The organism is Streptomyces sp. NEAU-YJ-81 (assembly GCF_017592595.1).
Classification (GTDB): Bacteria; Actinomycetota; Actinomycetes; order Streptomycetales; family Streptomycetaceae; genus Streptomyces; species Streptomyces hygroscopicus_B.
The window spans coordinates 325,911-349,862 of the sequence record NZ_JAGFNO010000002.1; the positions used below are offsets into that span (position 1 = coordinate 325,911).

The window sequence follows — 23,952 nt, forward strand, 5'->3', positions numbered from 1 at the left end:
CTCTGACCTGCTGCGCAGGAAGTGCCCCCGGCAGGATTCGAACCTGCGACACCCGCTTTAGGAGTCTTCCCTGGGCGGGGCTGTGACCTGCGGAAACGTCGACTGCGTGGTGCCTGGCCTGGGAAAACACCCCTCCGTAGTTCTCACGTGTTCGCGGGGTTTCCCGGCCTCATGTGTGCTGAATCCGTTCTGGCTTGCCCTTCCTCTTTCGGGCGGTCAGCGATCAGTGAGGTCGTTGGCAAGGGAATGGGAGGAGGGGGTATCGCGAGCCACGAAGCAGTTGCTCTCCGCGCAGATCATGCCCGACCGCGGTGCCGTCGGGCATGAGGGCCGGGTCGCACAGGTGAGTGCCGGCCGGGTGCCGCGTCAGCCGGGGAGTCGTTCGGGGACGTTAGCGGCTCGACAGGTCCAGGAGGTTGACCATCGACTGTTTCCAGGCCGGGCAGAAACGCGTGGTCCGGGCCAGTGCGAGCGTTCTTGGCGCGCTCGGGTACCGGGAGGATGCGGCGCCGATTCAGTTCAGCCACATCGATCAGAGGCGCGGTCACTAGGCGGTCGAGTAACTCTGCCTGCCGCGGCTCCAGGGCAGTCAGCTCACTGAGTACGGCGAGGATCTCCACGAGTTCCCGACTCCACTCGTGCTCCCAGTGCTCCGGGCGCTCGCGGTCGAGTTCGCTGGTCACCTTGCCAGCGCTGCGGTTGCTGCGGTACGCGAGCCAGCTGTCGAGTACGTTACGTCCACCGGTGGTGTAGTTGCGCATGCGCGACGTGACGCCAGTGAAGACGCCTCCCTCGATGATCAGGTGCTCGTTTTCGGGGTCGTAGGTGATCGTGGAAGGGAGCCCATCAGGCGCGACTCGTCGGGCGTATGTGATCTCGGGATGCGGGTCTCGCCACCAGTTCGATGTGCCTGCTGGGCGGCCGTCACCTGGACTGATGCTTCGTGTGCCGAAGGTGGAAGCCCACAGAATGCGGTGTCCCAGGCTGACGGCCTCATGCCAGAGGCCACTAGCGGCGGTCAAGGGGATGCGTACGCCGGGTGAGTTGAGGTCGTCTGCATAGCGCTCGGTGAAGGTGGGATGGGCGGTGACGGCGGCGATGTAGGCCAGCAGGTCTTCCGGGATGACCTCTTGGAGACCGTAGGAGTTGGCGAGGTGATGTAACAGCCCGGGGGCGATGTTGGGGGAGCGGTCAGCATGCAGGAACGGCAGCACGCGACCACCGTTGCCGTTGAAGTAGTGCATGTCGGGGATGAGAGCGGAAAAGAGCAGCGCTGGGCCGGTCTGCAGGCGTTGGGAGTGCTGTTCGACGATGAAGACCTGGCCGTCTATGGCGGCCTGCCACAGCTCCGGGCGCGAAAAGTCGATGACGCGCCCGTCGGGTATGAGCCATTGGCGGTCCAGGGCTCTGCGGGCGACGCGTATCGGAACCGGACAGGGGCTGCGCTCGTCGCGGAGAAGGGCCGGCGGGTGGGGGTGACCGGGTATCTGGAGGGCTTCCTTGTCCAGGGTGCGGTCGCGGGTCTCTTTGAACAGTGCCTTTTGCGTGGCGAGGTCACGTTCCTGGACGAGGCGGTTCCAGCGTCGATGCAGGGTGGTTTTGGATGGGCTAAAGACCCAGTTCCGGTTGGGTTTTATGCCCGGTTTACGCCAGGGCATGAGGTCGGTGAGAGAGGGAAAGGCATCCCAACCGCTGTGGGAGGCTGGTGTGAAGGGGGCGTGCTTGACAGGCCGGGAAGTGCGCCAGCCGGGACCGTTGATGTGCAGGTCGTGTAGTTGCTCTTCTTTGTCCTGGCGAGTGCCATGGACAGCCGTGTAGTGGACAGGGGCCAGTTGATCTCGCCGCTCGCCTTGCTTGCGGACAAAAATGGCTATGGCTAATTCCTGCTGGACGCTGGCGAAAAAGCGGCTGTTGAGCGGGGGTCTCTTCGTTTCAGGAGTGAGGTCGATGACCCAGCCCTCGGTGCATGTGCGGCGCAGGTACGAGCGCATGCCCTGAAAGCCGGCGCCGCGGATGAACCCGCCGGTACTGACGAAGCAGACAACACCGTGACGGTGGTCGTCGTACTGGTCGAACACCTTGTGCGTGGCCCAGCGCCAGAAGTAGGTGCATAGGCTTTTCAGTTTGTTCTCGTACACTCCTGCCGCACCATGCAGCCGGAAGGCGTCCAGCGGTGGGGCGCCTCGGTCTGGTGAGCCATTCTCGATCCATCCACCCTGGCCTTCCGCCTGTTCGCGGTGGGGAGGGTTGCCGATGACGACAGTGATGCGGCCTTCGCGCTGGATGAAGCTGGCGGCTTCAGCGTCGTCGCGCAAGGGACCCCACAGGGCGCCATAGCGGGTGAAAAGTTCGCTCGGCCGCCAGGGGTCGGCAAGGGTGTCGGCTAGATGTAGGCGCATGTCGCGCAGCCGGACCCGGGCGTTGAGAGAACGCAGCATCTGCCCGACGCGCATCTGTGCAACGGCGAAAGCCCCCATTTGCTTCTCGAAGCCGATCAGTCGGCCTGCGAGTTCTTGGACGGATTCGGCGCGGAAGCCGTCATTGCCGCCCTCGGACTGCTTGCGGGCGACGAGGTCGATGATGCCGGTGAGGAAGGTGCCGGTGCCCATGGACGGGTCGATGATGGACACCCCGGGGTCGGCGAAACCGTCTGGGCAACCCAGCGTGGTGATCAACACTTCGTCGACAAGGCGGATCATCTCCTCCATCAGCGGCGCTGGGGTGTAGTAGGTGCCGGAGTCCTTGCGGAGGTCGGGGTCGTACTCCTGTAGGAAGTGTTCGTAAAGGTGGATGTGGAAGCCGGGTTCGCTGGCCAGGGCGCTCCGCCAGTCGATGGCGTCGATGACGCGAACGAGCATGTCGAGGCTGTCGCGAAATTCTCCCTCCACCTGGTCGGTGAGGATCTGCAGAGCGCGGCCCATAACGGAATGCTCCGCTCCCAGACGGCGGCCGACCTCATGCAGGCTCATCTTGGCCAGTGAGCTGTCATGGCCATCGGCGGTGTCCGAGCTGGCGAGCAGGAGCGCGAAGGTGACGGATTGGGCGTAGCGGTCGGCGAAGGCCGCGCGTTTGTCCCGGTCATCGGTGGTGGGAAAGAGATCGACTTCGAGAGTGGAGGCCAGGTCAGTGAAGGGACGCCGGTGGCGCGGGAGGCTGGCCTCGGCGTCGAGCCGGTCGTGGACGGCATCGCGCAGGAGTGTGCACAGCGGGGCTACCTGAGCGACAACTTCCCGCATCGATGTCAGTGGATGCGGCTGCCAACTGAAGAACGCTGTCAGCATTGATTCGAAGGGCGCCTCGCTGGCTGCCGGTAGCCGTAGGCGGGAGCCGGCAGTACGCAGATCGCCTTCGAGGTAGATGGTGTCGCCGTGTTGCCGACCTGAGCGATACATGATCCAGGTCTGGCCGTTGGTGTAGATCAAGTTGGGGAGCTTCGACATACCCTCCCACTGCCGCCGATCACGTTGGTTCAGCCCGCCAGGATGGATCACGCTTTTGTCCGGGCTCTTTAGCTCGACGTAACCGACGATGTTGCGAGATAACTTCCCGATCCGCACAGCCAGGTCGGGGCGGATTCGGTGCGCGGCGATCGCTACCTCGGCATGTAGGACGGCCTGTAGCCCTAACACGTTCGCCGCGTCGACGAGAAGCGTCTCCACGGCGCGACGGATCGCGGCTTCCTTCTGCCCATGCAGCAATGCCTGCTTGCACGCTGCACCGAACTCGCTGATGATCCGCCGAAACCCGTCCCTGCGCTGCATCCCGCCCCCAGAGGCCAGCACACTCCCGGTATCCAACTCAACACACGGTAAGTGCAACAACACCGACCGTCGAGAGGGTCTCAGGGCTGCGTACACCCACCGGCCTGCGACAGCGCCCCTTCTCCGCGCGCTGCACGGGTTCAGGAAGCGTAGAGGCCCCTCCGCGATCTGGACGGAGGGGCCTCTGACCAGGTGTTTCTCTGTGCCCCCGGCAGGATTCGAACCTGCGACACCCGCTTTAGGAGTGGGATCGAATCCCTGCCGGGTGGTGCCCGGCGCTGCTATCCGGCGCTGTTCCACCTGGTCAGCGTCACGGTCGCTGAGTGCTTTATCCTGCTTATGGCGGTCCGTGCCGGACAGTCCGCTCACGCATCGCGCACGCACGAAGTCGTTCGTCTGAGAGGCATAGCTGCCGCTCTGCGACTTCTTCAAGAAGTTCGTCGGCAAGGCCGCGCCGCCGAGCCAGGTGGGCGAGGACGAGACGCTCATGGCGAACCTTCCCGTCGCTTGCAAGATGCTCGCCAACGCGTGTGACGCTTACGCCGGGCACATAGAGACCGCCAAGAAACGCCGGGCCATGGAGTCCATGCCGTTCACCGGGGAGTCCCTCTGGCCCTGGGAGCAGCCCAGGTTCGGAGGGGACGGTCACGACGGCGACCTCCACGAACTCATCGCCGGGGACACGCGGATCGCGGCCCTCGGCAAGATCCCTGCCGCTCTGGACACGTCCAAGTCCAGGGTGAAGATGCCGCAGCCCGACAACGACAGCCTCGTGCCACCCGGGCTGCCGCCGTTCCTGGCTCCGCTGATCCGCGTCCCAACCTTGGTTCCGGCCGCCTATCGCCCTCCCAAGGGCCCGCGCGTCCAGCCGATCCCCCCGGGCACGCCGCCCGACCCCCGCTTCCCGCCGCTCGCGCCCGGACAGCAGAAGAACTTCCAGACCTGGCTGAGTTCCCTGCGGCCGGGCGACATCTCGGGTGGCAGGCCGGCGGAGATCGCCTACCAGAAGCGCGTGGCCGGCTACCCCGAGTACGAGGTCCCCATCCCGCCCGGCCACAGCAAGGGGAACACGCTGATGGTGGACGGGTTCCGCGACCTCGACGGGATGGCCATCGAGGCGAAGTACGTCAACAAACCGGACCAGCGCTGCTACCGGTCCCTCGACGAGCTTCGCGAGAACCATGAGAAGGGGAAGAAGGACTTCCTCTACCGGTCGGACCGCGATGAGCTCAAGAAGTACGCCGCCGCGCTCAATGATCCGAGGAACACGGAGATGCGAGGGGTCGAGACGGTCACGAACAACCAGGAGTCGGTCCAGTACTGGCGCGTCATGATGGCCGCCTACGGTGTCAAAGGCCACGCCCGCTACGTACCCTGACGACCGCCGCCCCGCCGCACAGGAAGCACAGCGCCACCGATGGAACCGGAAGAGATCGCCGAACTCCGCACCATGTACATCTTCAGCCCGCCGGAGGGGCAGAGCTGGGGCCTGACCTACGAGGGCCTGGAGGCCCTGCTGCGTGAGCGCGACCCCGAGGAGTTCATCCGCATCGACGACGGCTCCGACGGCCCGGTCAGCGGATCGTCCATGCACTTCGGCATCACCCTGGACGACGAAGAGCTGGAGGGCATGGCCCTGCTCTCCCCCCAGGGAGTCTCGGTCAAGGACTGCACCGTTCACACAGCGGCCGCCTTCGCCCTCTGGCTTTCGAACAACGTGGTGCCGACGGGCGTGGCCGTCATGTTCAACACGGAATGGGGCCTGGAGGCCGAGCTGCCGGACACCCCAGTCCCGGAGGCGACACGCCCGCGCATCGCGGCCGGGTTCATGGAGCACCTCAAGGACACCGGAGACCTCGATTGACCCCGGAGCTCGACGGCCGCCCCGCGTGGCAGACGAGCCGTTCGGCGGTCACGGGGCCACGCGGTGGGGCGGTGCCGGAGCGAGCCGTGATCAGCGGTGTTCAGCCGCCGATTGCTATGAGGCAAAGCACATAGACGAATCGCTGGTTTCGAGTGCTCATTGCCGCCACGTCGATGAGGGAGAAAACGACCTCAGTGTCCTTGGTCGCCCCCAATACCTTGCCGGTACTTGCCACAGTCGTCACTGCGCTTTCAGTCGTGCCAATAAAGCTAGGAAGGGGCACGGGTGCGGCTCCACGAGTGTGCCCAAACGTGCCAGACGTTCACCCTAGAGATTCGATGGCAGTGATGAATTCACGCGCGGTGGGGCCGTAGACGGAAATTTCAGCCAGCTCACTGAACGTCCTGGCATACATGGGAAGTTCGTTCTTTTGGGCGACGGTGAGATGAGCGGAGATCAGTTCGACGTTTACCAGCTCGTCGCCGTACAGGAAGAACCCCTCGACGGGCCACAAGCCGGAGCGGTCGGCGTCCTGGGGGATGATGCCGATGCTCACCGACGGGAGGGCCATGACGCTGAGGAGATAGCCGAGCTGGCCTGCCATTACCCCCTCAGTGCCGCTGATGCGGTACCGCAGGACACTCTCTTCCAGCTCGACATACATGCCCTCGATTCCGCGGGCAGTGGAGATGAGATCCTCGGTCTCATTCTCCGCGCCACACGCGGAACACCAATCGCGAAGGTCACTCTCCGAGGGGGCGCGAGTGCCGCTCTCGAAGCGCAAAGCCTTCGACTCATGCCAACCCAGGCACTGGGACAGCGCTCGCAGGCGTTGGCCGAGCGCATTGCGGGCTTCCTGGACACTTGAAGATGGCGTTGTCACGTCAGGGTGAGGTGCTGTTCGGACGGTCAGGTCAACTCGAATTCCGCGTGCGGCGTTGCCCGCTTCCATACGGCTTCGAAGGCCGACTCGCACAGCTTCGCCGCCTCCGGATCCTCCGTGAGTTCGACCTCCATGTTCTCGCCCTCGCCATCGAAATGGTTGACGAGTACGAGGCTGGAGTCGAACAACCAGAAGTCGTTGCCCGGAAGTGCGATATCGGTCGCGTCGCGCCGCGAGAGCCACCGCACGCTTTCGTCGGCAGCGATGTTCAGTCCGTCAGTCACGTCGTACTCGAAGCGGATGTACTCGCTGGCCGGTGTCGACACAACGCGGGCGCGCCGAACCTCGACACCTCGCGAGGTCGCCTCCGTGACGATGGCGTGCCAGTCGGCCCAGCGCGCGGCCGGATCGAGGACCACGCCGGCCTTCCAGTCGATGAAGGCCGGGTCCGACTTCATGTAGGCGTCACGCATCTCCAGGTGGACCGCAGTCCTCTGGCAGTCGCGGAACAGCTCCTCAAACGTCGGGGTCCTCGTCACCCTTCTTCACCTCCTAGAAGAACTGCACCATGCGCCGGGGGATCTCCACCACCGTCTCGTGTCCGGGGATCTCCATCTGCCCGAGCCGCTCGTCGTCCTCTACCTCCCACCCCTGCACGACGTAGGTGTCCTTCTCGTCGTCGAGATAGACGGTGGGGGAGCCGCCGCTGGGGCTCACCGGGTCCTTACCGAGCTTGATCAGGGCCATGATGACCTCCTCCGGTGCCGGTAACGATCTCTGTGCCAGAGCTTGCCCGCGACTCAGCTGCCGAGCCAGGAACTTGCCCGAACTTGCCCGAACTTTCGGGTAGCGACCCTCAGTGGGGAAACCTGGTCGACGCCGCGCGGGTGCCGCTCACGCACCTCTCACGCAAACGGCCCCGGACGAGGAGTCCGAGGCCGAAGAGAGCGCCTCCCTGGGGGAGAAACCCCAGGTCAGCGACGTAATGCGTGGTGCCCCCGGCAGGATTCGAACCTGCGACACCCGCTTTAGGAGTTTTCCCGGGCCAGGACTGTGACCTGCGGAGACGTCGGGTGTGGTGCGTCTGGCCTGGGAAAATATCCCTCCGTAGTTCTCGCGTGTTCACGGGGCTTCTCGTCCCCATGTGTGCTGGATCCGTTCCGAGTGGGCGCCGATCTGACGGCATGGGGTCAGCCTGCATCGGGTCGGGTATAGCAGTGTCGCTCTCGAGGAGGATGCGGTAGACCTCGGCGCCCGTTCGACCTCTGCGCCGAGCAGCCGGCGGAGCGCGGGGCGGCGGTGACCTGGTCGCCGGTACTGTTTCAGGCGCTCCGCGAAGCCTGCCACTATTTGGTCACGAAGCAATAACACGACGAGTTTTGGCCTGCAGAAGTCGAGCACCACAGCGAGCATGGGAGGGGCGGTAGCTCCGGACGGTCCGACACACCACCGGGGAGCCGTGAGGGGCGGTACCCGGGCCACGCGGTACGCGACCTTCAAGACGTCAGAGACTCGAATACAGCACCGAGAAGCGGCGTGCGGGCCTGGGCTCTCGACCAGACCACCAATTCAGGTGGTCGGTCTGAGCCTGCTATGCCTCCGAACCGACCACCTTCTTAAAGGAAGGCGAGACAGTTCGGATGGAAACGGTCGGTTGGGCAACCGCTACGGTTGCTGCGCTCGGTGGGTGCGTCCTCGTACTGGGGTATGTCCTGGATCAAGTTCCGACGCTTGTCGATAAGGCCGTACGCGCCATCGCTGCGGTGCGCCGACTGCGTGATGAGTGGCACGGGAAGTGAACGCCGTACCTGGTCAGCGCCACGTGGCTTCGTACTTCATTTCACTCGGCGACACCTCGTGCTGGACCATCCGCTCAAGCCTCGCGCCCGCATGGGGGTGGAGACGGTGCTTGCTGCCGGGTTGCTCTGGACCGTGCCCTGCCACTCATGCGGCAATTGGGGCGAGGCGGTGACCGGGGGTTTTCCTGGCAACGTATGCGCTGACCAGCGAAAACCACTCTCGGTAGTTCTCATCGGTTGGCGTAACTCCCCAGGCTCATGTGCCCTGGATGTGCCCTCACGCGGGTAGTCCACCAGTCGCAACGGCTGAAGCGCCGCCCACCGCGTGGCACACGGCCGGTCACTGAGGCGGCTTGACCAGGAAGGTGGTGCTGGGGTCGACGTCAGGGGCACATTCGAGGGTCGGCAGTTCGTGGTCCGGCAAACCAGCGAGTTCCATGGCCGCTCGGCCCAGGTTGTGCGCTGCCCGGACCGACTGGCCGTCGGCTACAGCGGCGTACGTGATCGCGTCGCCGTCGCCGATCTCGTCCGCCATGCCGATGGCGAAGGGCACCGTTTCGACCAAGTTCTTGATCTGGGCGGCGGAGTGGCAGGAGTTCAACAGAACCAGCAGCGGCGGGTCGTCGGTGGCCTTGATGGCGCTTGCGAAGGCCCGATCTGTAACGATCGCGCCCTCGTGAGGCTCATCGAGGTCTTGCTCGAAGACGATCAGATCGGTGTCACTGTGGCCGGAGAAGTGCACCACGTGGGGACGGAACCTGGTGAGGCCGTCGAGTAGATGCCCTGTCGTAGCGGCGGGGTGGACGTCCAGCTCGACGAGGTCGCGGTGTAGAGCTCTTTCGACCGCTGTCCGGATCCGTGCCTGCTCGCGGCTTACCCGCAAGTCGCCCTCCGATGCGGCGCCCAGCATCAGCACGCGCAGCTTCTCCGGCTTCGGCTTCCGCAGCTGCCGCAACGCGATGCTGACCTGTTCTTCGGTCGCAGCCAGGCGGCCCTGGATCTTCTTACGCTCGGCCGTGGCTCGGAGCTCGGCCTCCTTCTGCTCACGCTGACGTGCTCGCTCGGCTGCCTGCTGCTCGGCCTGCTCTGCCTTGGCGAGATTGACCTGCAGGTCTGCTGCTTCTTTTCCGTACTTCGCGGCTTTGGTGCTCTAGGACGCAGCGTCACGAGCCGCAGTGTTCACCTGGTCCTCGTACCGGCCCGCTTCCCGGAGCTTGCTCCGCACCGTGCTGGCGTTCTTCGACTTTGCGGCAGAGGCGCGAGCTTTCGCGGCGGCGGCGCGCTTGTCGGCCTCCTTACGGCGATACTCGCCGACCTTGTTCTCCGCATCGGCGCGTGCCTTGTTCTTGCGTTCCAGCTGACTGCCGTAGTAGCTCGCATTCATGTCCGGTAGCCTCCCGAGGTTCTCGTACCACCACGCTACGGACGACCACTGACATCGCCCTCCCCAACCGCCTCTTCGATCCGCACGCGAGCATGGTGCGGTCGCGATCAGAACGTGGTGGTGCCGTGCTGCTTTGGATGACGAGCTGGGTAGGTTCGACGACGTCGTGGTCGGTCTCCTTGCCGCGGAGGATGTCCAGGAGCAGGCGTCCGGCCAGTTCGCCCTGCTCGCGGACGGTCTCTCCCGTCTGCCGGGTGGATGGGCCCGTAACCAGGTGTTTCTCTGCGTCCTGGCAGGATCCGAATCCGCGACACCCCCGGCTTTAGGAGTGGGATCGGACCTCTGCCGGGTGGTGCTCGACGCTGTTATCTGGTGCTGTTTCACCTGTTCAGAGCCAAGGTTTGCTGATTGCTCGACCCTGCTTATGACGGTCCGTGCCGGGCAGTCCGCTCACGCATCGCGCACGCACGAAGCCGTTCGTATGGGAGGCATAGCCGCTGCTCTGCGGCGCGAGGTCCGCGCGGGCCGGTGGCCGAATCTGGTCACTGCACGTCGCTGTTCGATTCGTTCTGGACTCGCTGAGCGCGCCGGACAATCACATTAGGAGAGAGACTGGAGGGTCACGCCGCTGACCTGGCGCTTCGGTAGTTGGTGAGACAGCCGGAGACTCGACCACCCCCTCGCTGACCGTGGGTGACCCCTGCATCTGACGGGGTAGTGGCACGAAACCTCAGCCGACGACAGTCAGCCACGACGGCGGATGCAAACGCCCGACCAGGCGCGTGTATGCCTCGCTGCACCCCCAAAGACCTTAGCCACGCTGCATTGCTATCGACCAGAGCCAGCCGCGGAGGCTGGCGCGGTGCAAGGAGCTGTCCTGAGGGCACTCCGTGCCAAACGTCCCGCACGTGGTGCCAATGTTCGCTATATGCGCCATTGCAGACGCATCTGTCCCTTACGATGTGGCCCACTCTAAGAGGAGGGTGCGAATGATACTCCGCGAGTTCCTGTACGTAGACACTGACAAAGTCAGGGCAATGCTGGCCCAAATTGACGGAGGGATCGCAGAAGAATCGCGGGAGACCGAGCGCAAAGAAAAAAGGACAACTGTCGGCCCGCGGGTCGCCGGGCAATATTTTCAAGGCTCTGGAAGTGAAACATATACCAATAAGTCTCTGGGTGACGCATTGTTTCCGATGCTCGAGCAGGCCCTAGAGTCAGAGTCGCTGCTTCGAGATATATCAGAAGAAGTCCGCGAGCCCGGACAGTGGAGCTCCGGCGAACTGAAAAGAAGACTGCCTGTAGGGTCCCTGGTCAGAGTTACAGCCATGGGTTCGCTGTTTGATACTCGCTACGCGACTTCGGCATTCTCGGCCTTTGGTTCCGTGATGGTCGGATTGAACGACATGGGGCATCTGCCGGTCGTCAAGCAAGCAAGTCAAAGCAAAGCGAAGCAAGGAGGACAGCAGAGGCGTACGCCTAAGCAGAAACCAGCGGACGGGCCAGCCGCGCTGGAAGACTCAATCCCTGACTTCCCTGACATTGGCGGTGCTGACGGGAGAACCCTGAGAGCCTTCGTGCGCATTTCCAAGGGTGTCTTTGCGCCTGGCCTTCACGTGAACCTTACTCCAGCGAAAGGCGTCCTTATCAACTCGCGCCTGCAAGAAGGGCGCCAGTACTTGGACAGTGAAGCAGACGTCCTGTTCGCTCGATACAGGACGGAGCAACAGGAGTGGACAGTAGTTGGCAGCATTGGCAGCTACGGCACAGAGGAAACCTCTCTACCTGACATGAATTTCTACAATGCAGACGGAAGTCTAAATAGGGCGGAGTTTGCGGAGACCATGAACGCGCAGATGCGAAACCTGGGACGCTTGGGATTCATTGATCTCCCGCAGCATCCCGGCTTCTCGCTAATCCCGTTTGCCGTGTATCGAGCCATTCCTCGGAGTGTTGTAGTTGCACTTGCCGATTGACGCGAATAATTTCCGCCGCGCCCCGTGAGCGGGACCGCGCATGGGTATCCGGGATCCCCTCACTACGCAGCACGTGAAGCTTTTAGAGACCGCGCCCCGGTTTCTGCCGGCGAGGAAGCCGCGTGCTCCATCTCTAGGTGCACGCTGCCGCCGCCGCGCGGTCGCACTGCCCGCCATGTGCATCGCTCCGCTGCGCTGGCATCGGATGCGGCAGGTAGACATCCGGGAGCGGGCGGGGGAGCGGTGGCAGGGAAACGGCGGGCAGGTCTTCACCCCCCGTTATCTTCTTCGCGGTCCTGCAAGAGGGCCGCTGGCCTCCGGGCCCGGCATGGCTGGTCCCCCCTGTCGAACGCATGACCTGGGGGGTGGTGCCACCGGGCCCGAGAGGCGCCGTTGGAGACGCTGATGAGAGGCCCGACTACCGCCTGGCCTGGTGCAACGCCCGGCCGTTTGCGGGCGGCAGGTCTGCATAACGTGGATGCGCGCACAACGCCAACGCCCAGGCCAGCACGCACGGCACCCGTTCGGGAGGACGGTTTGAACGACAGCGACGACATAGGCGTCTTCCTCGGCCTGGACGTCGGCAAGAGTGCCCACCACGGCCACGGCCTCACCCCGGCCGGCAAGAAGGTCTTCGACAAGCAACTGCCCAACACCGAACCGAAACTGCGGGGCGTCTTCGAGAAGCTGAAGACCAAGTTCGGCACGGTCCTCGTCGTGGTGGACCAGCCCGCTTCCATCGGCGCCCTCCCGCTCACGGTCGCCCGGGACACCGGATGCAAGGTCGCCTACCTGCCCGGCCTGGCCATGCGGCGGATCGCCGACCTCTACCCCGGCGAGGCCAAAACCGACGCGAAGGACGCCGCGGTGATCGCGGACGCCGCCCGCACCATGCCGCACACCCTGCGCTCTTTGGAACTCACCGACGAGATCACCGCCGAGCTGACCGTGCTCGTCGGCTTCGACCAGGACCTCGCGGCCGAGGCCACCCGCACCTCCAACCGGATCCGCGGCCTGCTCACCCAGTTCCACCCCAGCCTCGAGCGGGTGCTCGGGCCGCGCCTGGACCACCAGGCTGTGACCTGGCTGCTGGAACGCTACGGATCCCCGGCCGCCCTGCGGAAGGCCGGACGCCGCAGGCTGGTCGAGGTGATCCGGCCCAAGGCCCCGCGCATGGCGACACGGCTGATCGACGACGTCTTCGACGCCCTCGACGAGCAGACCGTCGTGGTCCCGGGCACCGGCACCCTCGACATCGTGATCCCCTCCCTGGCTCGCTCGCTCGGCGCCGTCCACGAACAACGCCGGGCCACAGAAGCCCAGATCAGCGCCCTGCTGGAGGCACACCCTCTTTCCAAAGTCCTGACCTCGATGCCGGGGGTCGCGGTCAGGACTGCCGCCACGCTGCTGGTCACCGTCGGCGACGGCACCAGCTTCCCCACCGCCGCCCACCTCGCCTCCTACGCCGGCCTCGCCCCGACCACGAAGTCCTCCGGGACCTCGATCCACGGCGAACACGCGCCCAGAGGCGGCAATCGGCAACTCAAACGCGCGATGTTCCTGTCCGCGTTCGCCGCTCTGCACGATCCCGCCTCCCGCACCTACTACGACCGATGCCGGGCCCGCGGGAAGACCCACACCCAGGCACTTCTCCGCCTGGCCCGCCAGAGGATCAACGTGCTGTTCGCGATGCTCCGCAACGGCACCTTCTACGAACCCAGAACCCCACGCCTCGCTTGACGAAAGACATAGAGGCACCCCCCCCGCACCGGTCGCCAGGTCGAGCTGGGCAACATCTACCGGTCGTTCACCCGAGTCGCCGCAGGCGTCGGGCTCCGGGTGATCCGGCTGCACGACGCCCGGAATGGCTGCTCTGTATGAGTAAGGGCTGCCGAGCCTTCGATGTGACCCCTGGCTAGGAATCGCCATCGTCGGCACGCACAGCCATCAGTACCCGTTGAAGCGTGGTGATGCGCGGATCACCGTCAGACCGGGTCGTCAGGGCGCCCGCCAGCAGAGCTTCGAGTTCCTTCTGCGCGGCGCGCGGCTGTTTGGCTTCCCATAGTAGTTGGGCTCGTCGGTAGCGTAGGTCCCAGACTGAGTCGTGGTCCGTGCCACGTGTACGTGCCCAGCCCTCTGCCACTTCCTTGAAGTGTTCGGCGCATTCTGCTGGCTGTCCCGCCCGGCTCAGGCCCTCACCGAGATTCTTGCGTGCTACCAGTGTCTCCGGGTGATCGGATCCCAGTACGCGCGCTCGACGCTCCACGGAGTCATGGAACCGAGGAAGAGCTTCGGCGAGTTTTCCTTGATTGCCCAGCGCCATGGCCAGGTTATGGTTCATGGTGATGGTCTCCGGGTGGTCGTCTCCGAGGAGCTCTCGGCATACGTCCAGCGCATCGCGGTACTCCGCCTCTGCTTCGGAATATCGTCCTTGCTCGGCGAGCAGGAAGGCGAGATTTCCCCAGATGGACTGGGTCTGTCGATGGTTGCACCCCAGGACGCGGGTGCATACGGACAAGAGCTCGCGGTATGCGGCCTCGGCTTCGGCAGTGGCCCCCCTGTCATCCAGGATGCGGATGAGCGACAGCCGTGTCGTGAGCGTCTCGGGGTGCTCAGGTCCGAGCCTGCGCTTCTGGATTTCCAGGATTGCTGAGTGTTCCTTCTCGGCTTCGTCGAGCTCGCCTTGAATGCGCATGACGACAGCAAGGTTATGGCGTAACGTCAGTACCAGAGGCTGGTCATTGAAGTGTTTACTGCTCGCGTCTCTGAGCGCCTCGCGATACACCGCCGCTGCTTCGTCAAGCCTTCCGAAGTCCTTCAGGACTACCCCGAGACTATTGCGTGCGGTGATCGTGTCGGGGTGTGAGGGGCCAGACCTCCGCTGTTCCGCATTGGCGATGTCTCGCAGTTGACGAATGGCCTCCTGCGGCCGTCCACGTGCCTGAAGCACCGCTGCCAGATCATGTCGGACGTCCAGGCGTCCACCGTCCTCCTCCGGCAGAGCATTCAGCGCCTCTGACAACTGTTCCTCGGCCTCAGCGAGGCTTCCCTGTTGCTGCAGGAGTGCGCCCAACGCCGCCCGGACACTGACGACGTTACGGTGCGAGCTGCCGAGAACGCGTTCCTGAAGAGCCAGAACTTTACGCATCTCAGACACCGCGTCGTCTCTGCGCCCGACGCGTCCCAAGGCCATCGCCCACTCGAAGTGGGCGTTGAGTGTGACTGTGTGCAGCTCCCCGTGGCGTGAGGTTGCTGCGTCCAGGAGCGACCTGTACTCCGATTCTGACTCGGCCAGTTCGCCCAGGAGGCGTAGCGCCGCAGCGTGACTGTTGCGGCCTGCCAGCACACTGGGGTGGTCCTCGACGAGTTGCCTCTTCTGCGCGTCGGTCAGCTCCGCGAAGATTGTCGCAGCGCTCTTTGCATCGAGTTCCCCTTGCCGCATGAGCAACATTGTCAGGCTGTGGTGTGCGTCTAGCGTTTCGGGGTGATCGGACCCAAGGATGCGGGTCCGTGCGTCAAGCACGGTCCGGATCTCGGCTTCCGCTGCGGTTAACTCCTCGCGCAGAATAAGTGTGGTGGCCAGGTTCGTACGAGTGATCAGCGTGGACGGGTGCTCGGACCCGAGAACCTCTTCCTCCAATTTGAGAATTTGGCGGAAGACCTGCTCGGCACGCTCGTTCTCCCCTTGATCGCGCAACGAGATCGCGAATTCGTGTTGGGCTTCGAGGACATCGGGGTGCTTCTCTCCTAGCTCGACTCGCAGCCCTTCCAGGATCTTCCTTCCCTCATCTGCTGCTTCGTCGAGGCGTCCCATGCTCCTGATGCAGATCGCACGGCCGTGCCTTGAACGCAGCGTAGTGGCCGCCTCCGCGCCGAACAGCAGGGTTTCGTGGCGAATCACCTCGTCATACTCGCGCTCCGCGTCCGCAAGCTTTCCTCGCTGACATGCCACTCTCGCCCGTTGATAGCGCACAGACAGAGTGGTGGGATCATCCTGTCCGAACTCCTTGACGCAATCCTCCACAATGTGGTCGAGTTCGGACTCCGCCGCTTTGAGATCGCCCATCTGCTCGACCGCAACCGCGCGATGCCTGCGGATGTTCACCTTGATCCAGGGGGCGGCCTCCGAGGCGATGGCGCGCTTCAATGCTTCGTCCGCCATTGCACAGGCTGCCGCATACTCGCCTCGGAAGTGCAAATAGGACACGGCGACCCCGGCGCCGATCAACACCCCGGTCAGGCGGTCATCAGCTGCGGTGCCCCATCGCGGTAGACGCTGCATCATGACCTGCCAGTGAGGGTTGAGCCCCTGCCAGGCCGGCCAGGAACTTGGATCCCGCGGATTCTCCCGGTAGGGGGTAGCCGCCACCAGCAGGTCGGCGGCCGACTCCCACACCTCTCTGTAGTCCACGGGCTCTGCCAGGAGTGGAGCGGCCGATACTTCGGCCACGAGCCGATGGATTTGGTACGCCGGTTCCGTCGAATGTGTGTCGACCCCAATGAGGCCGAACCTGCGCAGGCCGCTCAGGGACGTTCTGATCGCACGAGGCTGAACGTTCGCGGGCCACATCTCTAGAGCGGCGACCTCGGATGGATCGAGCAAGGCGTTTGGCAGAGGTGCGGTAGGCGCGAAGCAAGACAGCAACTGCAGCAAGCCGCGGGCATGCGCCGTGCCCTGCCGTTCGAGCAGGGAGAGGGACAGCTCCCACGTACCAGCAATGGTCCGGCGGGCCCGTTCCTCGTCACTGCGAAGATCTCCTTGCACGCCCTCCGTGGCGTCGTCCAAGAACATCGGAGAATCCCCGAGTGCGTCGATGTACTCGACGAAGGTCTCTGCTTCAGCCAACGGATCGCCGTGCGCCATGTCCAGGTACGTACCCGCCAAGTGCAGCGCGAGTGGCAAGGAACCCAGCCGGTCGGCCAGAACCCTGGCGGAGTCTGTGTCACCCGCTTCCGGAGCCAGTTCCTGGAGAACTCGACCTGCGATTTCGCGTTCCAGAACTGTCAGTCGGTGGAAGTGAGCGATTCGGCTGCCCCAGGATCGCTCGTCGCCGTCGCGCGTGGTGACCAGGACACCGTGTGAGGCGCCGACCGGGGGTCTGGCCCAGCCCGTGGCGTCGGCCAGCGCGGCGCCCGGGCAGGACAGCACATTGAGATCATCGGCATCGTCGAAGATGAGCAGCCACGGACGGTCCAGGATCGCCAGGTGGCGCCACACCAAGTCGGCTGCGGGCCGTCCGCCCTTCTCCCACGCATGGGCGACGTGCTCGGCCGAAGCCCCAGCGAGAAGAGCTGCGTGGCGCATCCCGTCAGCAACAGCCGCTGCGGATCCGGCCCGGATCCAGAAGACCTCGACGCCGGCCTCCTTGGCCCGCTGAGCAGCGCTCAGGGCTACCGTCGTCTTGCCCACCCCGCCCATTCCGGATAGGACTTGGATGCGCGGATAGTTCGCCGCGTTGGCCTGCGCGAGAGCCGAGAGGGTTCCGTCTCGGCCCAGTACGACATCCGGAAGTCTGCCGTAGGGAGCCTCCACCGACCCCAGTGCGAGCAGTTCCTGGGTGCTGGGGGTGGGGCTGGTGAGCCCCGCCCCCATGTTGATGGTGGCACCGCGGAGGTCCGCTCCCGGGGCGTTTATGCCCGTTGAGCCGATGACGCTATTCGTCGTCGTGTCCCGAGTGGGCTCGGGCGGGTTTGCAGTCACTGCTCTTACTCGGAGCGACCGAAGGACATGTTGATCGCGCCGTTGAATGTCGCTCCAGGCGCGTTCAGGCCGTGGGAGTCACGCACGGTGTTGATGGTGCTGCCCGCTGGCCGGGACAGTAGGGACTGCAAGTCCTCCAGCTCGCCCCGGAATTCCGGGTCGGCTGCGGCCTCGCAACGCAGAGCCTCGCTCAGCACAGCGACAGCATCCGGATCGTCGGCGCCTTGCCCCTCCAGTGCGGCAACGGTCCGGTCGTCGCTGGAGAAGCGCGTTCGGAGACGCTGCCAGAGGTCCGTGACGACAGCCTCACTCAGGCTTCCACTGGCGCCACCTAGTGCCGCCAGCGCCAGCTCGGAGAACGCTAAGTCCATGTTGCCCCCAGGAGTTACACACATCATCGTGCCTGGCGGCCACTCTAGTGGGGTGAAGCTCAGCCGACGCGTTGTGCCCTGGGCGTGTCCGTTGGAGAACATGGATCTGCACTGTGGGCTGCGCACTGGGGATTGCGAGGACGGGACCTCGTGCCGGACCGTCCGCTCACGCATCCGCTGCCGCGCGCACAGCCGCCGGGCCGATCCCGCACCGCGGCGTGTTCCATTTCGGAACAGGCAGGCCGTTCCGAATCGGAGCGGCGTCGGCCGCCGACGCCTGCAGGGATTCGAAGGAAGGCGTTCCTGTACCTGGCGGCCTTAAACCATTTCCCTCGGATCACATCGCTGACCAGATGAAAATGGCGGCGAGGTGGAATATGGCGCGGTAGGAGGTGGCAGTCTCGTCTTAACGGGTGGCGCTGCGCTCTTGGTGGGCGTCGCCGTCGTGACGCTGTACGGGACAAGTCATGAATAGGCGACCGCCCAGCCCACAAGCCCGGGACAGCGACTAGATGTTCTGTCACGGCACGTTGGTGACGGGCGACGTGCCGTATGCGGTGCTTGAACGGGACGAGGGCCTCTGGTTTCGGTGTGGATTGCGACATCTACCACCGGCCCGCAGGAGGCCCTCGTTGATCCCACCGTAACGCCCCGCTGACCTCGACCGGCAGGCTGCGCCTGGCCCAGTGTGTCGTCGAGGACGGATGGCCCCTTCGCCGAGTGGCCCGGAACGGTTCCAGGTCAGCCACACCACCGCTGCCCGCTGGGCTGGACACTACCGCCGCCACAGGACCGCGGGGCTGCATGACCGGTCCAGCCGCCCCCACCACTCACCCCACCGGACACCCGCCGCCTGGAAGAGCGGGTGCTGCGGATGTTCCGTGCCCACCAGATCGGCCCGCTGCAGCTGGCCGCCTGCGCGTCCGCCGGCCTGACCGCACCGTCACCACCGAAGAACAGGTCCGGCCGCTGGCCCCGGCGTGGACCTCATGGCGTACCGGATCATCCAGGAAGCCCTGACCAACGCCACCAAACACGCCGACCACCCCCGCCGCCGGACCGCCCCTCCCTCCACCGAACGCCTCCCAGCCTCATCCCCCCGGACAGGAAGTCGTGGAGTCCTCAGCGTCCTGACCGTCCGCACTCACATCCAGCGCGCCATGACCAAGCTGGGCGCCCGCAACCGCGCCCAACTCGCCGTCAGCGCCTATCAGAACGGTCTCGTCCGGTCGGGGCCGCCCGGTTTCTGACGACGCCGTCTCGGTCCCACCGCCCGGCGCCTCGGGGGCGGCCCGGCCTAATCGAGCCGTCCTACGAGAGCAACAGAGTTGTCCACGCGCCGATCCGACAGTCTCGGGTGGCGAACTGGAGCTGCGGAAAATGTATGAGAGTGGTTGACGAAGCCACCTACGATCGTTCGCCATGGGCGTGTATACAAGTCGGAATCGTACGGATGCGGCACCAAAGCGGGAGGCGGAGCCGAATGCCGAATTCTTCGTAAGGATCGCCGGTCCGTTCTGGGACCAGGTTCGAGATGTGATCAACGAGTGGTGGTCACACCTCCCTGCCCAGGCTCAGCCCAGCCTGCGTAGTCGGCTGCTGGATCGCAACTCTGATACGAACGTGTTCTCCGCACTGTGGGAGTTGTACCTGCACGAGATGCTGCTGGGTTCCGGTTGTACCGTGGAGATCGAGCAACAAAGGGGAACACGTGGCAAGAACCCCGACTTCCTGGTTACTCGCGACGGCCAGCAATTCGTCGTCGAGGCAATCTGGACGGCCCAACGTCTGGGCGACACCGGGCCCAAGTCGCTCCCACCTCAGCTGACCGATGCCATCGATCGCGTGCCGAGCCCGAACTTTCTCCTCTCGTACAAGCTTGACAGTGCCGGGTCGGGAACGCCGCCGCAGAAACGACTGAAGACGGGCCTGACGCGGTGGCTTGCGAGCTTGGATCCCGACCAGGTCATCGCTCAGTATGAATGCAAGTTCCCGCTGCCCAGGCACACTTGGCAGGAGGCCGGATGGTGCCTCACGTTTGAGGCGTTCCCCCGCAGCCCCGGAAGACGAGGCGATCCAACGAGCAGGGCAATCGGCATCCATCCTGCGGTATGGGTCGACGACGAGTCGGATCGGGTACTCGACGCCGTCAGAAAGAAGGGTGGGAAATACGGTGACCTAGCGCTCCCATTCATCGTGGCGGTCGGCCACGCGGCCCTCTTCCCTGAGATTGAGGACACCGAGAACGCGCTGTACGGGACCTCGATTGAGTACGCCTCCGCTCGCACACCGACCCTCGCCCGACAGCCCGACGGCTACTGGACTGCTACCTATGACCACGCCCACAGCCGGGTCGGCGGCGTCCTCATCCTCGACAACCCAGCGCCCTGGACTTGGACGAAGAACACCCCCGTTCTTTGGCAAAGCCCCGACCCCAACTCGCTCCCAGCACCCGTCCTTCCCGCCTGGGCAACCGCACAATTGGTCGAGGCCCAGGTCGAACACCGGCTAGCAGCTTGCCCCATCCACACCGCTCTCGGTCTGCCGGAGCACTGGCCGACCGGCGACGCCTTCCCGCGACGTCATTGAAGTGACCCAAGAGGACGGCGGCGGCTTCGTAACCGAGAACTCCTCCTCAACACGTGAACACGCGCCCATACGAAGACATGCTCCCGCCAGGCGCTGGCAGAGCCATATATTCCTACAGCCCGGTGACAGCCTGCCCGGTGAGCGCTTGGGCGATCTGCCAGAGCTGGCCGCCGCGGGACGCCTTGACGAGCACAACGTCATCGGGGCGGAGGATGGATTCGAGGTAGGCGGCAGCGGTCATGTTGTCGCGGACGATGCCGACCTCGGGAACCCCTGCCGCGCCTGCCGCGAGGGCGAGCTGTTTGGCGAGGTCACCGCCGACCGCTAAGACGAGATCGACGCCGGCTTCCGCCGCGAAGCGCCCGATCTCGCGGTGGGCTTCCACTGCCTCGTCGCCCAGTTCCAGCATCTCTCCGAGTACGGCGATCCTTCGGCCGCCTGCGGCCTCGGTGGGCTCGCCGTTCATCTCGGTCATCAAGAGTCTCCGTTGTGAGTCAGGGGCGCGAAGGTGATCGCGCGGCCGGTGTAGGAGGGGGACAAGCGGCTGAGAGGGATGCGATCGTGCGTCTGGCCCCACGCCGACGGGTCCCGGAAGAGGATCGTCGGGTCGGGGCCGTCCTCGTAGCCGCGGAGGATGACGAGATGACCGCCTGAACGGCCGTCGTCGGGGAACTGCTCGGTCACCGACACGATGAGCGGGGCGTCATCGAGGCGGCCGAGCAGTTCTTCGACGGGCACGCGCCCTGCGAGAGCGGGCACTCCCAGGTCGGTCGCCAGTCTCGCGATCCCCGCGTGGAGTGCTCCGCGCGGGGTCAGAACTTCATGCTTGACCGCGAGCTTCAGGAGTTCCGTCACCGTGGGCGCCCCGTGCCCGTAGGTGAGCAGGATCATCCTCAGCGATGCCAGGCCGCACGCCCGGTTGGACCATTCGGTCCTGTCTCCCAGTGCCCAGCCCCCGTGGAGATCCCACTCGGCGGGGGCGATGAGCTGTCGGCACATGGGGACATCGTGGATGTGCGGCACAGCGGCAAGCTCCTACGGGGAGACGGCAGCCTCCCGCGTCGGTGTGGCGCTGGAGAACGCGGGAGCGGGCAGGGGCACATCGTATGGCGGGCGGGCCAGGGCCTCGTGCAGCATCGCCAAGACGACATCCGTGTGCGTGAGCCCGACCATCGCCGCCCCCACCGCGAAGTTGCTGTCACGGGACATGCCCGGCGTGCTGTTGACTTCCAGCACGTACGGCTCGCCGTCCTCGGTGAGGATCAAGTCGATACGGGCTGAACCGCGCAGCCCGATCCCGTCCCACAGGGTCCGGACGTCCCTGGCGATCCTGTCCAGCACCTCGGGCGCCAGCTCGGCGGCGCGCACGGTTACGGTGCCCCTGGAATCCACGTCGATCTTCGTGTCGGCGTCGTAGAACTCGGCTTCGTTGGCTTCGGTGGCCAGCGGGGGGAAGACGATGACGGAGCCGCCCGGAAGCTCCAGCAGCCCCACGGTCAGCGGCGTGCCGCTCACGTAGTCCTCCACGAGCACGGCCGCGCCCTCGTCGACGGCAGCCTCCGCCAGGGCGCCGGGCAGCTCAGCTGGGTCGTGTACGAGGTTCATGCCCACGCTGGACCCGCCGAAGGACGGCTTGACCATCACGGGGCGGCCCTTCCAAGCAGCCGGGCCGCCGGTCCAGACATGCCAGCCAGGCGTGGGGACGCCGAGAGTCAGCATCACCCGCTTGCAAAGGATCTTGTCGGCGGCCACCGCGGATGCCCCGACCCCGCTGCCGCAGTAGGGCACGCGAAGGTAGTCGAGCAGGCCCTGCAATCGGCCGTCCTCCCCGTACGGCCCGTGGAGGTTGGAGAGGACCACGTCGTACCCGACCAGATCCATGATGAAGTCCGGTTCGCACGGGTCCAGCACCTTCCAGCGGGTGCCGATCTCCTCCAGCGCCCCGGCCAGGGCAGTGACGGATCGCTGCTCGACGGGGCACTTCGCGTGGTAGAGCCGGTCCTCGGCTGACACGGGCCCATAGATCAGGGCGACACCGAGGCCCTGACGGCTCCGTCCCCACGCGCGAAGATCCTCGGCGGCTTTCCGCACCGCGCGATCCGAGCTGGGGCTGAGGAAGAGAGTCATGCGAGTACCCCTTCGAAGGTGTTGGTGACCGGACCGCCGACCCACTGCGTGCGGTTTGGCCGGGCGTCGTGTGGCCGGACCGTGAGCGGCTCCCCGGCGCGGTTGTGAACGGTGACGGCGCGGCGAGCGACGAGCCCGCGCAGGGTCGCGACGACGACGGCCGCGACGGCCCCGCTGCCGCACGACAGGGTTTCCGCCTCGACGCCGCGTTCGTAGGTGCGGATCTTCAGCGCCTGGTGGCCGGCGGATTGAACGAAGTTGACGTTCGTGCCCAGCGGGGCCAGATCGGGATGGTGACGGATGATGCGACCGACCACCACCGCGTCGATGGCGTCCACGTTGCCCACGATGGCTACGACGTGCTCCGTGCCGGTGTGGGCGCTGTCGAACCAGGTCGGTCTGCCGTTGATGACCGTTTGTAAGCGCCGGGGGAGGATTTCGTTCACCTCGACCGTGACCCACACGGAGTCATCCGACACGACCGCCTCGTGCACTACTCCGGCCATGCGGAGACTCATCTGCTGGAAGCCGTGATCGCGGCGAGCGGCCCAGGCGGAGCATCGCAAGGCATTGCCACACATCGCTGCGATCGACCCGTCCGCGTTGAAGCAGGCGATGTCGAGAACGGCGGGGTCCTCGCTGACCAATCGGCTGAGGACCAGCCCATCCGCGCCTACGCCGGTACGTCTGGCGCACAGGCGCTCGGCCTCCTTGGGCCAGTCCTTGTCGTCGTCCGGTTCGTGGCCGGAAAGCAGGACGAAGTCGTTTCCCGCTCCGTGGATCTTGCGAAAGCGCATGACAGTGCTCCTCGCGTGGTGAGGTGAGAAGGAAGGCGCGTTGCCCGAGCGGGCCGTGATCAAAGGTGTTCGAGGGGCCGGTAGGTGGTCCGGGCCTCTCGCATGATCAACGGGGCGCGTCCGGCGAAGTGCAGAACGCGGTGGGCCGGAGGGCCGGCGGACCTCATGTCCTGGACCCGCTGGTACTGGCCGTCGAGGAGGATGAAGTCGCCGATGCGGACATCGGACGGCGGCCTCGTAGCACCCACCGTGCCGACAGGCGGAGAGGGCATGAAGGACTGCTCCTGGGGGCTCACGGCGCATTCAGCCCGTTCCGCTCGGAGTAGATCCACAGCAGCCGTCGCGTCAGAAGGGCGATATCGCGGAGGTACACGAAAGTCCCGAACGTAAGCGTTTCGACGGTCGGTCGATTCGTGAGGTCGATCAGTCTGGTCCCCTCGCGGATCAGCTCCCGCACCTCGCGATTGTCTTCGGCACCCAAGTCCTCACCGAGCAGACGGTTCAACTCGTTTGCCATCTTCGGCAAGTGCCTGTCCATTGCCGCGCGGGTCGTGGTGCCCATCCGCAGGCGAAGGACGATATCCGTTTGCCAGGAGATCGCCGCCACGTCGATGAGGGAGAAATCGACCTCAGTGTCCTTGGCCGCCCCCAGCGCCTTGCCCGTACTTGCCACAGCCATCACTGACCCTTCCCGAGCACG

Annotated in this window: 19 protein-coding genes and 4 pseudogenes; 8 read left to right on the forward strand and 15 right to left on the reverse strand. The window is 65.1% G+C overall.

Annotated elements, in window-relative coordinates; translation table 11 throughout:
• Window positions 1–296: 296 nt before the first annotated feature.
• On the reverse strand, window positions 297–3,761 hold the full coding sequence (locus J5X86_RS06960; protein WP_208515890.1) for a type ISP restriction/modification enzyme: 3,465 nt from the start codon (window positions 3,759–3,761) through the stop codon (window positions 297–299).
• A gap of 487 nt (window positions 3,762–4,248) precedes the next feature.
• Between J5X86_RS06960 and J5X86_RS50445 the strand changes: the two genes are divergently transcribed.
• Window positions 4,249–5,139 (forward strand): restriction endonuclease fold toxin-2 domain-containing protein, encoded by an 891-nt coding sequence (locus J5X86_RS50445; protein ID WP_243979642.1) that lies wholly within the window; start codon window positions 4,249–4,251, stop codon window positions 5,137–5,139.
• 39 nt (window positions 5,140–5,178) lie between these two features.
• Window positions 5,179–5,625 (forward strand): hypothetical protein, encoded by a 447-nt coding sequence (locus J5X86_RS06970; RefSeq protein WP_208515891.1) that lies wholly within the window; start codon window positions 5,179–5,181, stop codon window positions 5,623–5,625.
• A 322-nt stretch (window positions 5,626–5,947) separates the two neighbouring features.
• Here J5X86_RS06970 and J5X86_RS52790 read toward each other — a convergent pair whose 3' ends face one another.
• From J5X86_RS52790 to J5X86_RS50455, 6 genes and pseudogenes are all read right to left on the reverse strand, one after another.
• The gene (locus J5X86_RS52790; RefSeq protein WP_374229233.1) at window positions 5,948–6,289 is read right to left on the reverse strand and encodes a Scr1 family TA system antitoxin-like transcriptional regulator; all 342 of its coding nucleotides are present in this window, start codon (window positions 6,287–6,289) and stop codon (window positions 5,948–5,950) included.
• 51 nt (window positions 6,290–6,340) lie between these two features.
• Window positions 6,341–6,577 (reverse strand): annotated as a pseudogene (locus tag J5X86_RS52795) (helix-turn-helix domain-containing protein); the annotation flags it as partial.
• On the reverse strand, window positions 6,535–7,047 hold the full coding sequence (locus tag J5X86_RS06980; protein WP_208515893.1) for a DUF6879 family protein: 513 nt from the start codon (window positions 7,045–7,047) through the stop codon (window positions 6,535–6,537). The pseudogene J5X86_RS52795 and the gene J5X86_RS06980, both read right to left, overlap by 43 nt.
• Before the next feature lie 13 nt (window positions 7,048–7,060).
• Entirely contained in the window at window positions 7,061–7,255 is a 195-nt protein-coding gene (locus tag J5X86_RS06985; RefSeq protein ID WP_208515894.1) for a hypothetical protein, read from the reverse strand.
• A gap of 1,392 nt (window positions 7,256–8,647) precedes the next feature.
• A complete protein-coding gene (locus J5X86_RS50450; protein WP_374229227.1) occupies window positions 8,648–9,262 on the reverse strand; it encodes a CHAT domain-containing protein in 615 nt (204 codons plus the stop codon).
• Between the two features lie 195 nt (window positions 9,263–9,457).
• A complete protein-coding gene (locus tag J5X86_RS50455; protein WP_243979646.1) occupies window positions 9,458–9,691 on the reverse strand; it encodes a hypothetical protein in 234 nt (77 codons plus the stop codon).
• Window positions 9,692–10,680: 989 nt separating this feature from the next.
• Here J5X86_RS50455 and J5X86_RS06995 point away from each other — a divergent pair.
• From J5X86_RS06995 to J5X86_RS07000, 3 genes and pseudogenes are all read left to right on the forward strand, one after another.
• Complete coding sequence (locus J5X86_RS06995; RefSeq protein WP_208515895.1) at window positions 10,681–11,667, forward strand: hypothetical protein; 987 nt, start codon at window positions 10,681–10,683, stop codon at window positions 11,665–11,667.
• Window positions 11,668–11,815: 148 nt separating this feature from the next.
• Window positions 11,816–11,947 (forward strand): annotated as a pseudogene (locus J5X86_RS52800) (site-specific integrase); the annotation flags it as partial.
• A 257-nt stretch (window positions 11,948–12,204) separates the two neighbouring features.
• The gene (locus tag J5X86_RS07000; RefSeq protein WP_208515896.1) at window positions 12,205–13,407 is read left to right on the forward strand and encodes an IS110 family transposase; all 1,203 of its coding nucleotides are present in this window, start codon (window positions 12,205–12,207) and stop codon (window positions 13,405–13,407) included.
• Between the two features lie 175 nt (window positions 13,408–13,582).
• On the opposite strand, the gene J5X86_RS52395 is transcribed toward J5X86_RS07000, so the two are convergent.
• Together J5X86_RS52395 and J5X86_RS07010 are read right to left on the reverse strand one after the other, a co-directional pair.
• Window positions 13,583–17,077 carry a tetratricopeptide repeat protein gene (locus J5X86_RS52395; protein WP_208515897.1) on the reverse strand — a complete coding sequence of 1,165 codons (3,495 nt, stop codon included), beginning with the start codon at window positions 17,075–17,077 and terminating at the stop codon, window positions 13,583–13,585.
• 296 nt (window positions 17,078–17,373) lie between these two features.
• Window positions 17,374–17,739 carry a hypothetical protein gene (locus J5X86_RS07010; RefSeq protein ID WP_208515898.1) on the reverse strand — a complete coding sequence of 122 codons (366 nt, stop codon included), beginning with the start codon at window positions 17,737–17,739 and terminating at the stop codon, window positions 17,374–17,376.
• A gap of 654 nt (window positions 17,740–18,393) precedes the next feature.
• Here J5X86_RS07010 and J5X86_RS07015 point away from each other — a divergent pair.
• From J5X86_RS07015 to J5X86_RS07025, 3 genes and pseudogenes are all read left to right on the forward strand, one after another.
• Window positions 18,394–18,649: pseudogene (locus tag J5X86_RS07015) on the forward strand (leucine zipper domain-containing protein); the annotation flags it as partial.
• A 205-nt stretch (window positions 18,650–18,854) separates the two neighbouring features.
• Window positions 18,855–18,989: pseudogene (locus tag J5X86_RS07020) on the forward strand (response regulator transcription factor); the annotation flags it as partial.
• A gap of 172 nt (window positions 18,990–19,161) precedes the next feature.
• A complete protein-coding gene (locus J5X86_RS07025) occupies window positions 19,162–20,328 on the forward strand; it encodes a hypothetical protein (RefSeq protein WP_243979648.1) in 1,167 nt (388 codons plus the stop codon).
• Between the two features lie 112 nt (window positions 20,329–20,440).
• On the opposite strand, the gene J5X86_RS07030 is transcribed toward J5X86_RS07025, so the two are convergent.
• The 6 genes from J5X86_RS07030 to J5X86_RS07055 are packed head-to-tail and all read right to left on the reverse strand — an operon-like array spanning window position 20,441 to window position 23,931.
• Window positions 20,441–20,803, reverse strand: coding sequence for a glutamate ligase domain-containing protein (locus J5X86_RS07030; RefSeq protein ID WP_208515899.1), 363 nt, complete (start codon window positions 20,801–20,803; stop codon window positions 20,441–20,443).
• A complete protein-coding gene (locus J5X86_RS07035; RefSeq protein ID WP_208515900.1) occupies window positions 20,803–21,327 on the reverse strand; it encodes a C39 family peptidase in 525 nt (174 codons plus the stop codon). The genes J5X86_RS07030 and J5X86_RS07035 overlap by 1 nt, the downstream gene beginning before the upstream one ends.
• Before the next feature lie 36 nt (window positions 21,328–21,363).
• A complete protein-coding gene (locus J5X86_RS07040; RefSeq protein ID WP_208515901.1) occupies window positions 21,364–22,455 on the reverse strand; it encodes an ATP-grasp domain-containing protein in 1,092 nt (363 codons plus the stop codon).
• Window positions 22,452–23,252 carry a diaminopimelate epimerase gene (gene dapF, locus J5X86_RS07045; RefSeq protein ID WP_208515902.1) on the reverse strand — a complete coding sequence of 267 codons (801 nt, stop codon included), beginning with the start codon at window positions 23,250–23,252 and terminating at the stop codon, window positions 22,452–22,454. The genes J5X86_RS07040 and dapF overlap by 4 nt, the downstream gene beginning before the upstream one ends.
• A 59-nt stretch (window positions 23,253–23,311) precedes the next feature.
• On the reverse strand, window positions 23,312–23,524 hold the full coding sequence (locus tag J5X86_RS07050) for a hypothetical protein (protein WP_208515903.1): 213 nt from the start codon (window positions 23,522–23,524) through the stop codon (window positions 23,312–23,314).
• Between the two features lie 20 nt (window positions 23,525–23,544).
• Window positions 23,545–23,931, reverse strand: coding sequence for a hypothetical protein (locus J5X86_RS07055; RefSeq protein ID WP_243979650.1), 387 nt, complete (start codon window positions 23,929–23,931; stop codon window positions 23,545–23,547).
• Between the last annotated feature and the right edge of the window lie 21 nt (window positions 23,932–23,952).

What these genes read in the sequence shown, in the direction of transcription:
- J5X86_RS06960 (WP_208515890.1), bottom strand. Translation starts at nt 3,761, where the DNA reads ATGCAGCGCAGGGACGGGTTTCGGCGGATCATCAGCGAGTTCGGTGCA.
- J5X86_RS50445 (WP_243979642.1), top strand. Translation starts at nt 4,249, where the DNA reads ATGGCGAACCTTCCCGTCGCTTGCAAGATGCTCGCCAACGCGTGTGAC.
- J5X86_RS06970 (WP_208515891.1), top strand. Translation starts at nt 5,179, where the DNA reads ATGGAACCGGAAGAGATCGCCGAACTCCGCACCATGTACATCTTCAGC.
- J5X86_RS52790 (WP_374229233.1), bottom strand. Translation starts at nt 6,289, where the DNA reads ATGTATGTCGAGCTGGAAGAGAGTGTCCTGCGGTACCGCATCAGCGGC.
- J5X86_RS06985 (WP_208515894.1), bottom strand. Translation starts at nt 7,255, where the DNA reads ATGGCCCTGATCAAGCTCGGTAAGGACCCGGTGAGCCCCAGCGGCGGC.
- J5X86_RS50455 (WP_243979646.1), bottom strand. Translation starts at nt 9,691, where the DNA reads ATGAATGCGAGCTACTACGGCAGTCAGCTGGAACGCAAGAACAAGGCA.
- J5X86_RS06995 (WP_208515895.1), top strand. Translation starts at nt 10,681, where the DNA reads ATGATACTCCGCGAGTTCCTGTACGTAGACACTGACAAAGTCAGGGCA.
- J5X86_RS07010 (WP_208515898.1), bottom strand. Translation starts at nt 17,739, where the DNA reads ATGGACTTAGCGTTCTCCGAGCTGGCGCTGGCGGCACTAGGTGGCGCC.
- J5X86_RS07025 (WP_243979648.1), top strand. Translation starts at nt 19,162, where the DNA reads ATGGGCGTGTATACAAGTCGGAATCGTACGGATGCGGCACCAAAGCGG.
- J5X86_RS07030 (WP_208515899.1), bottom strand. Translation starts at nt 20,803, where the DNA reads ATGACCGAGATGAACGGCGAGCCCACCGAGGCCGCAGGCGGCCGAAGG.
- J5X86_RS07035 (WP_208515900.1), bottom strand. Translation starts at nt 21,327, where the DNA reads ATGTGCCGACAGCTCATCGCCCCCGCCGAGTGGGATCTCCACGGGGGC.
- J5X86_RS07040 (WP_208515901.1), bottom strand. Translation starts at nt 22,455, where the DNA reads ATGACTCTCTTCCTCAGCCCCAGCTCGGATCGCGCGGTGCGGAAAGCC.
- dapF (WP_208515902.1), bottom strand. Translation starts at nt 23,252, where the DNA reads ATGCGCTTTCGCAAGATCCACGGAGCGGGAAACGACTTCGTCCTGCTT.
- J5X86_RS07050 (WP_208515903.1), bottom strand. Translation starts at nt 23,524, where the DNA reads ATGCCCTCTCCGCCTGTCGGCACGGTGGGTGCTACGAGGCCGCCGTCC.
- J5X86_RS07055 (WP_243979650.1), bottom strand. Translation starts at nt 23,931, where the DNA reads ATGGCTGTGGCAAGTACGGGCAAGGCGCTGGGGGCGGCCAAGGACACT.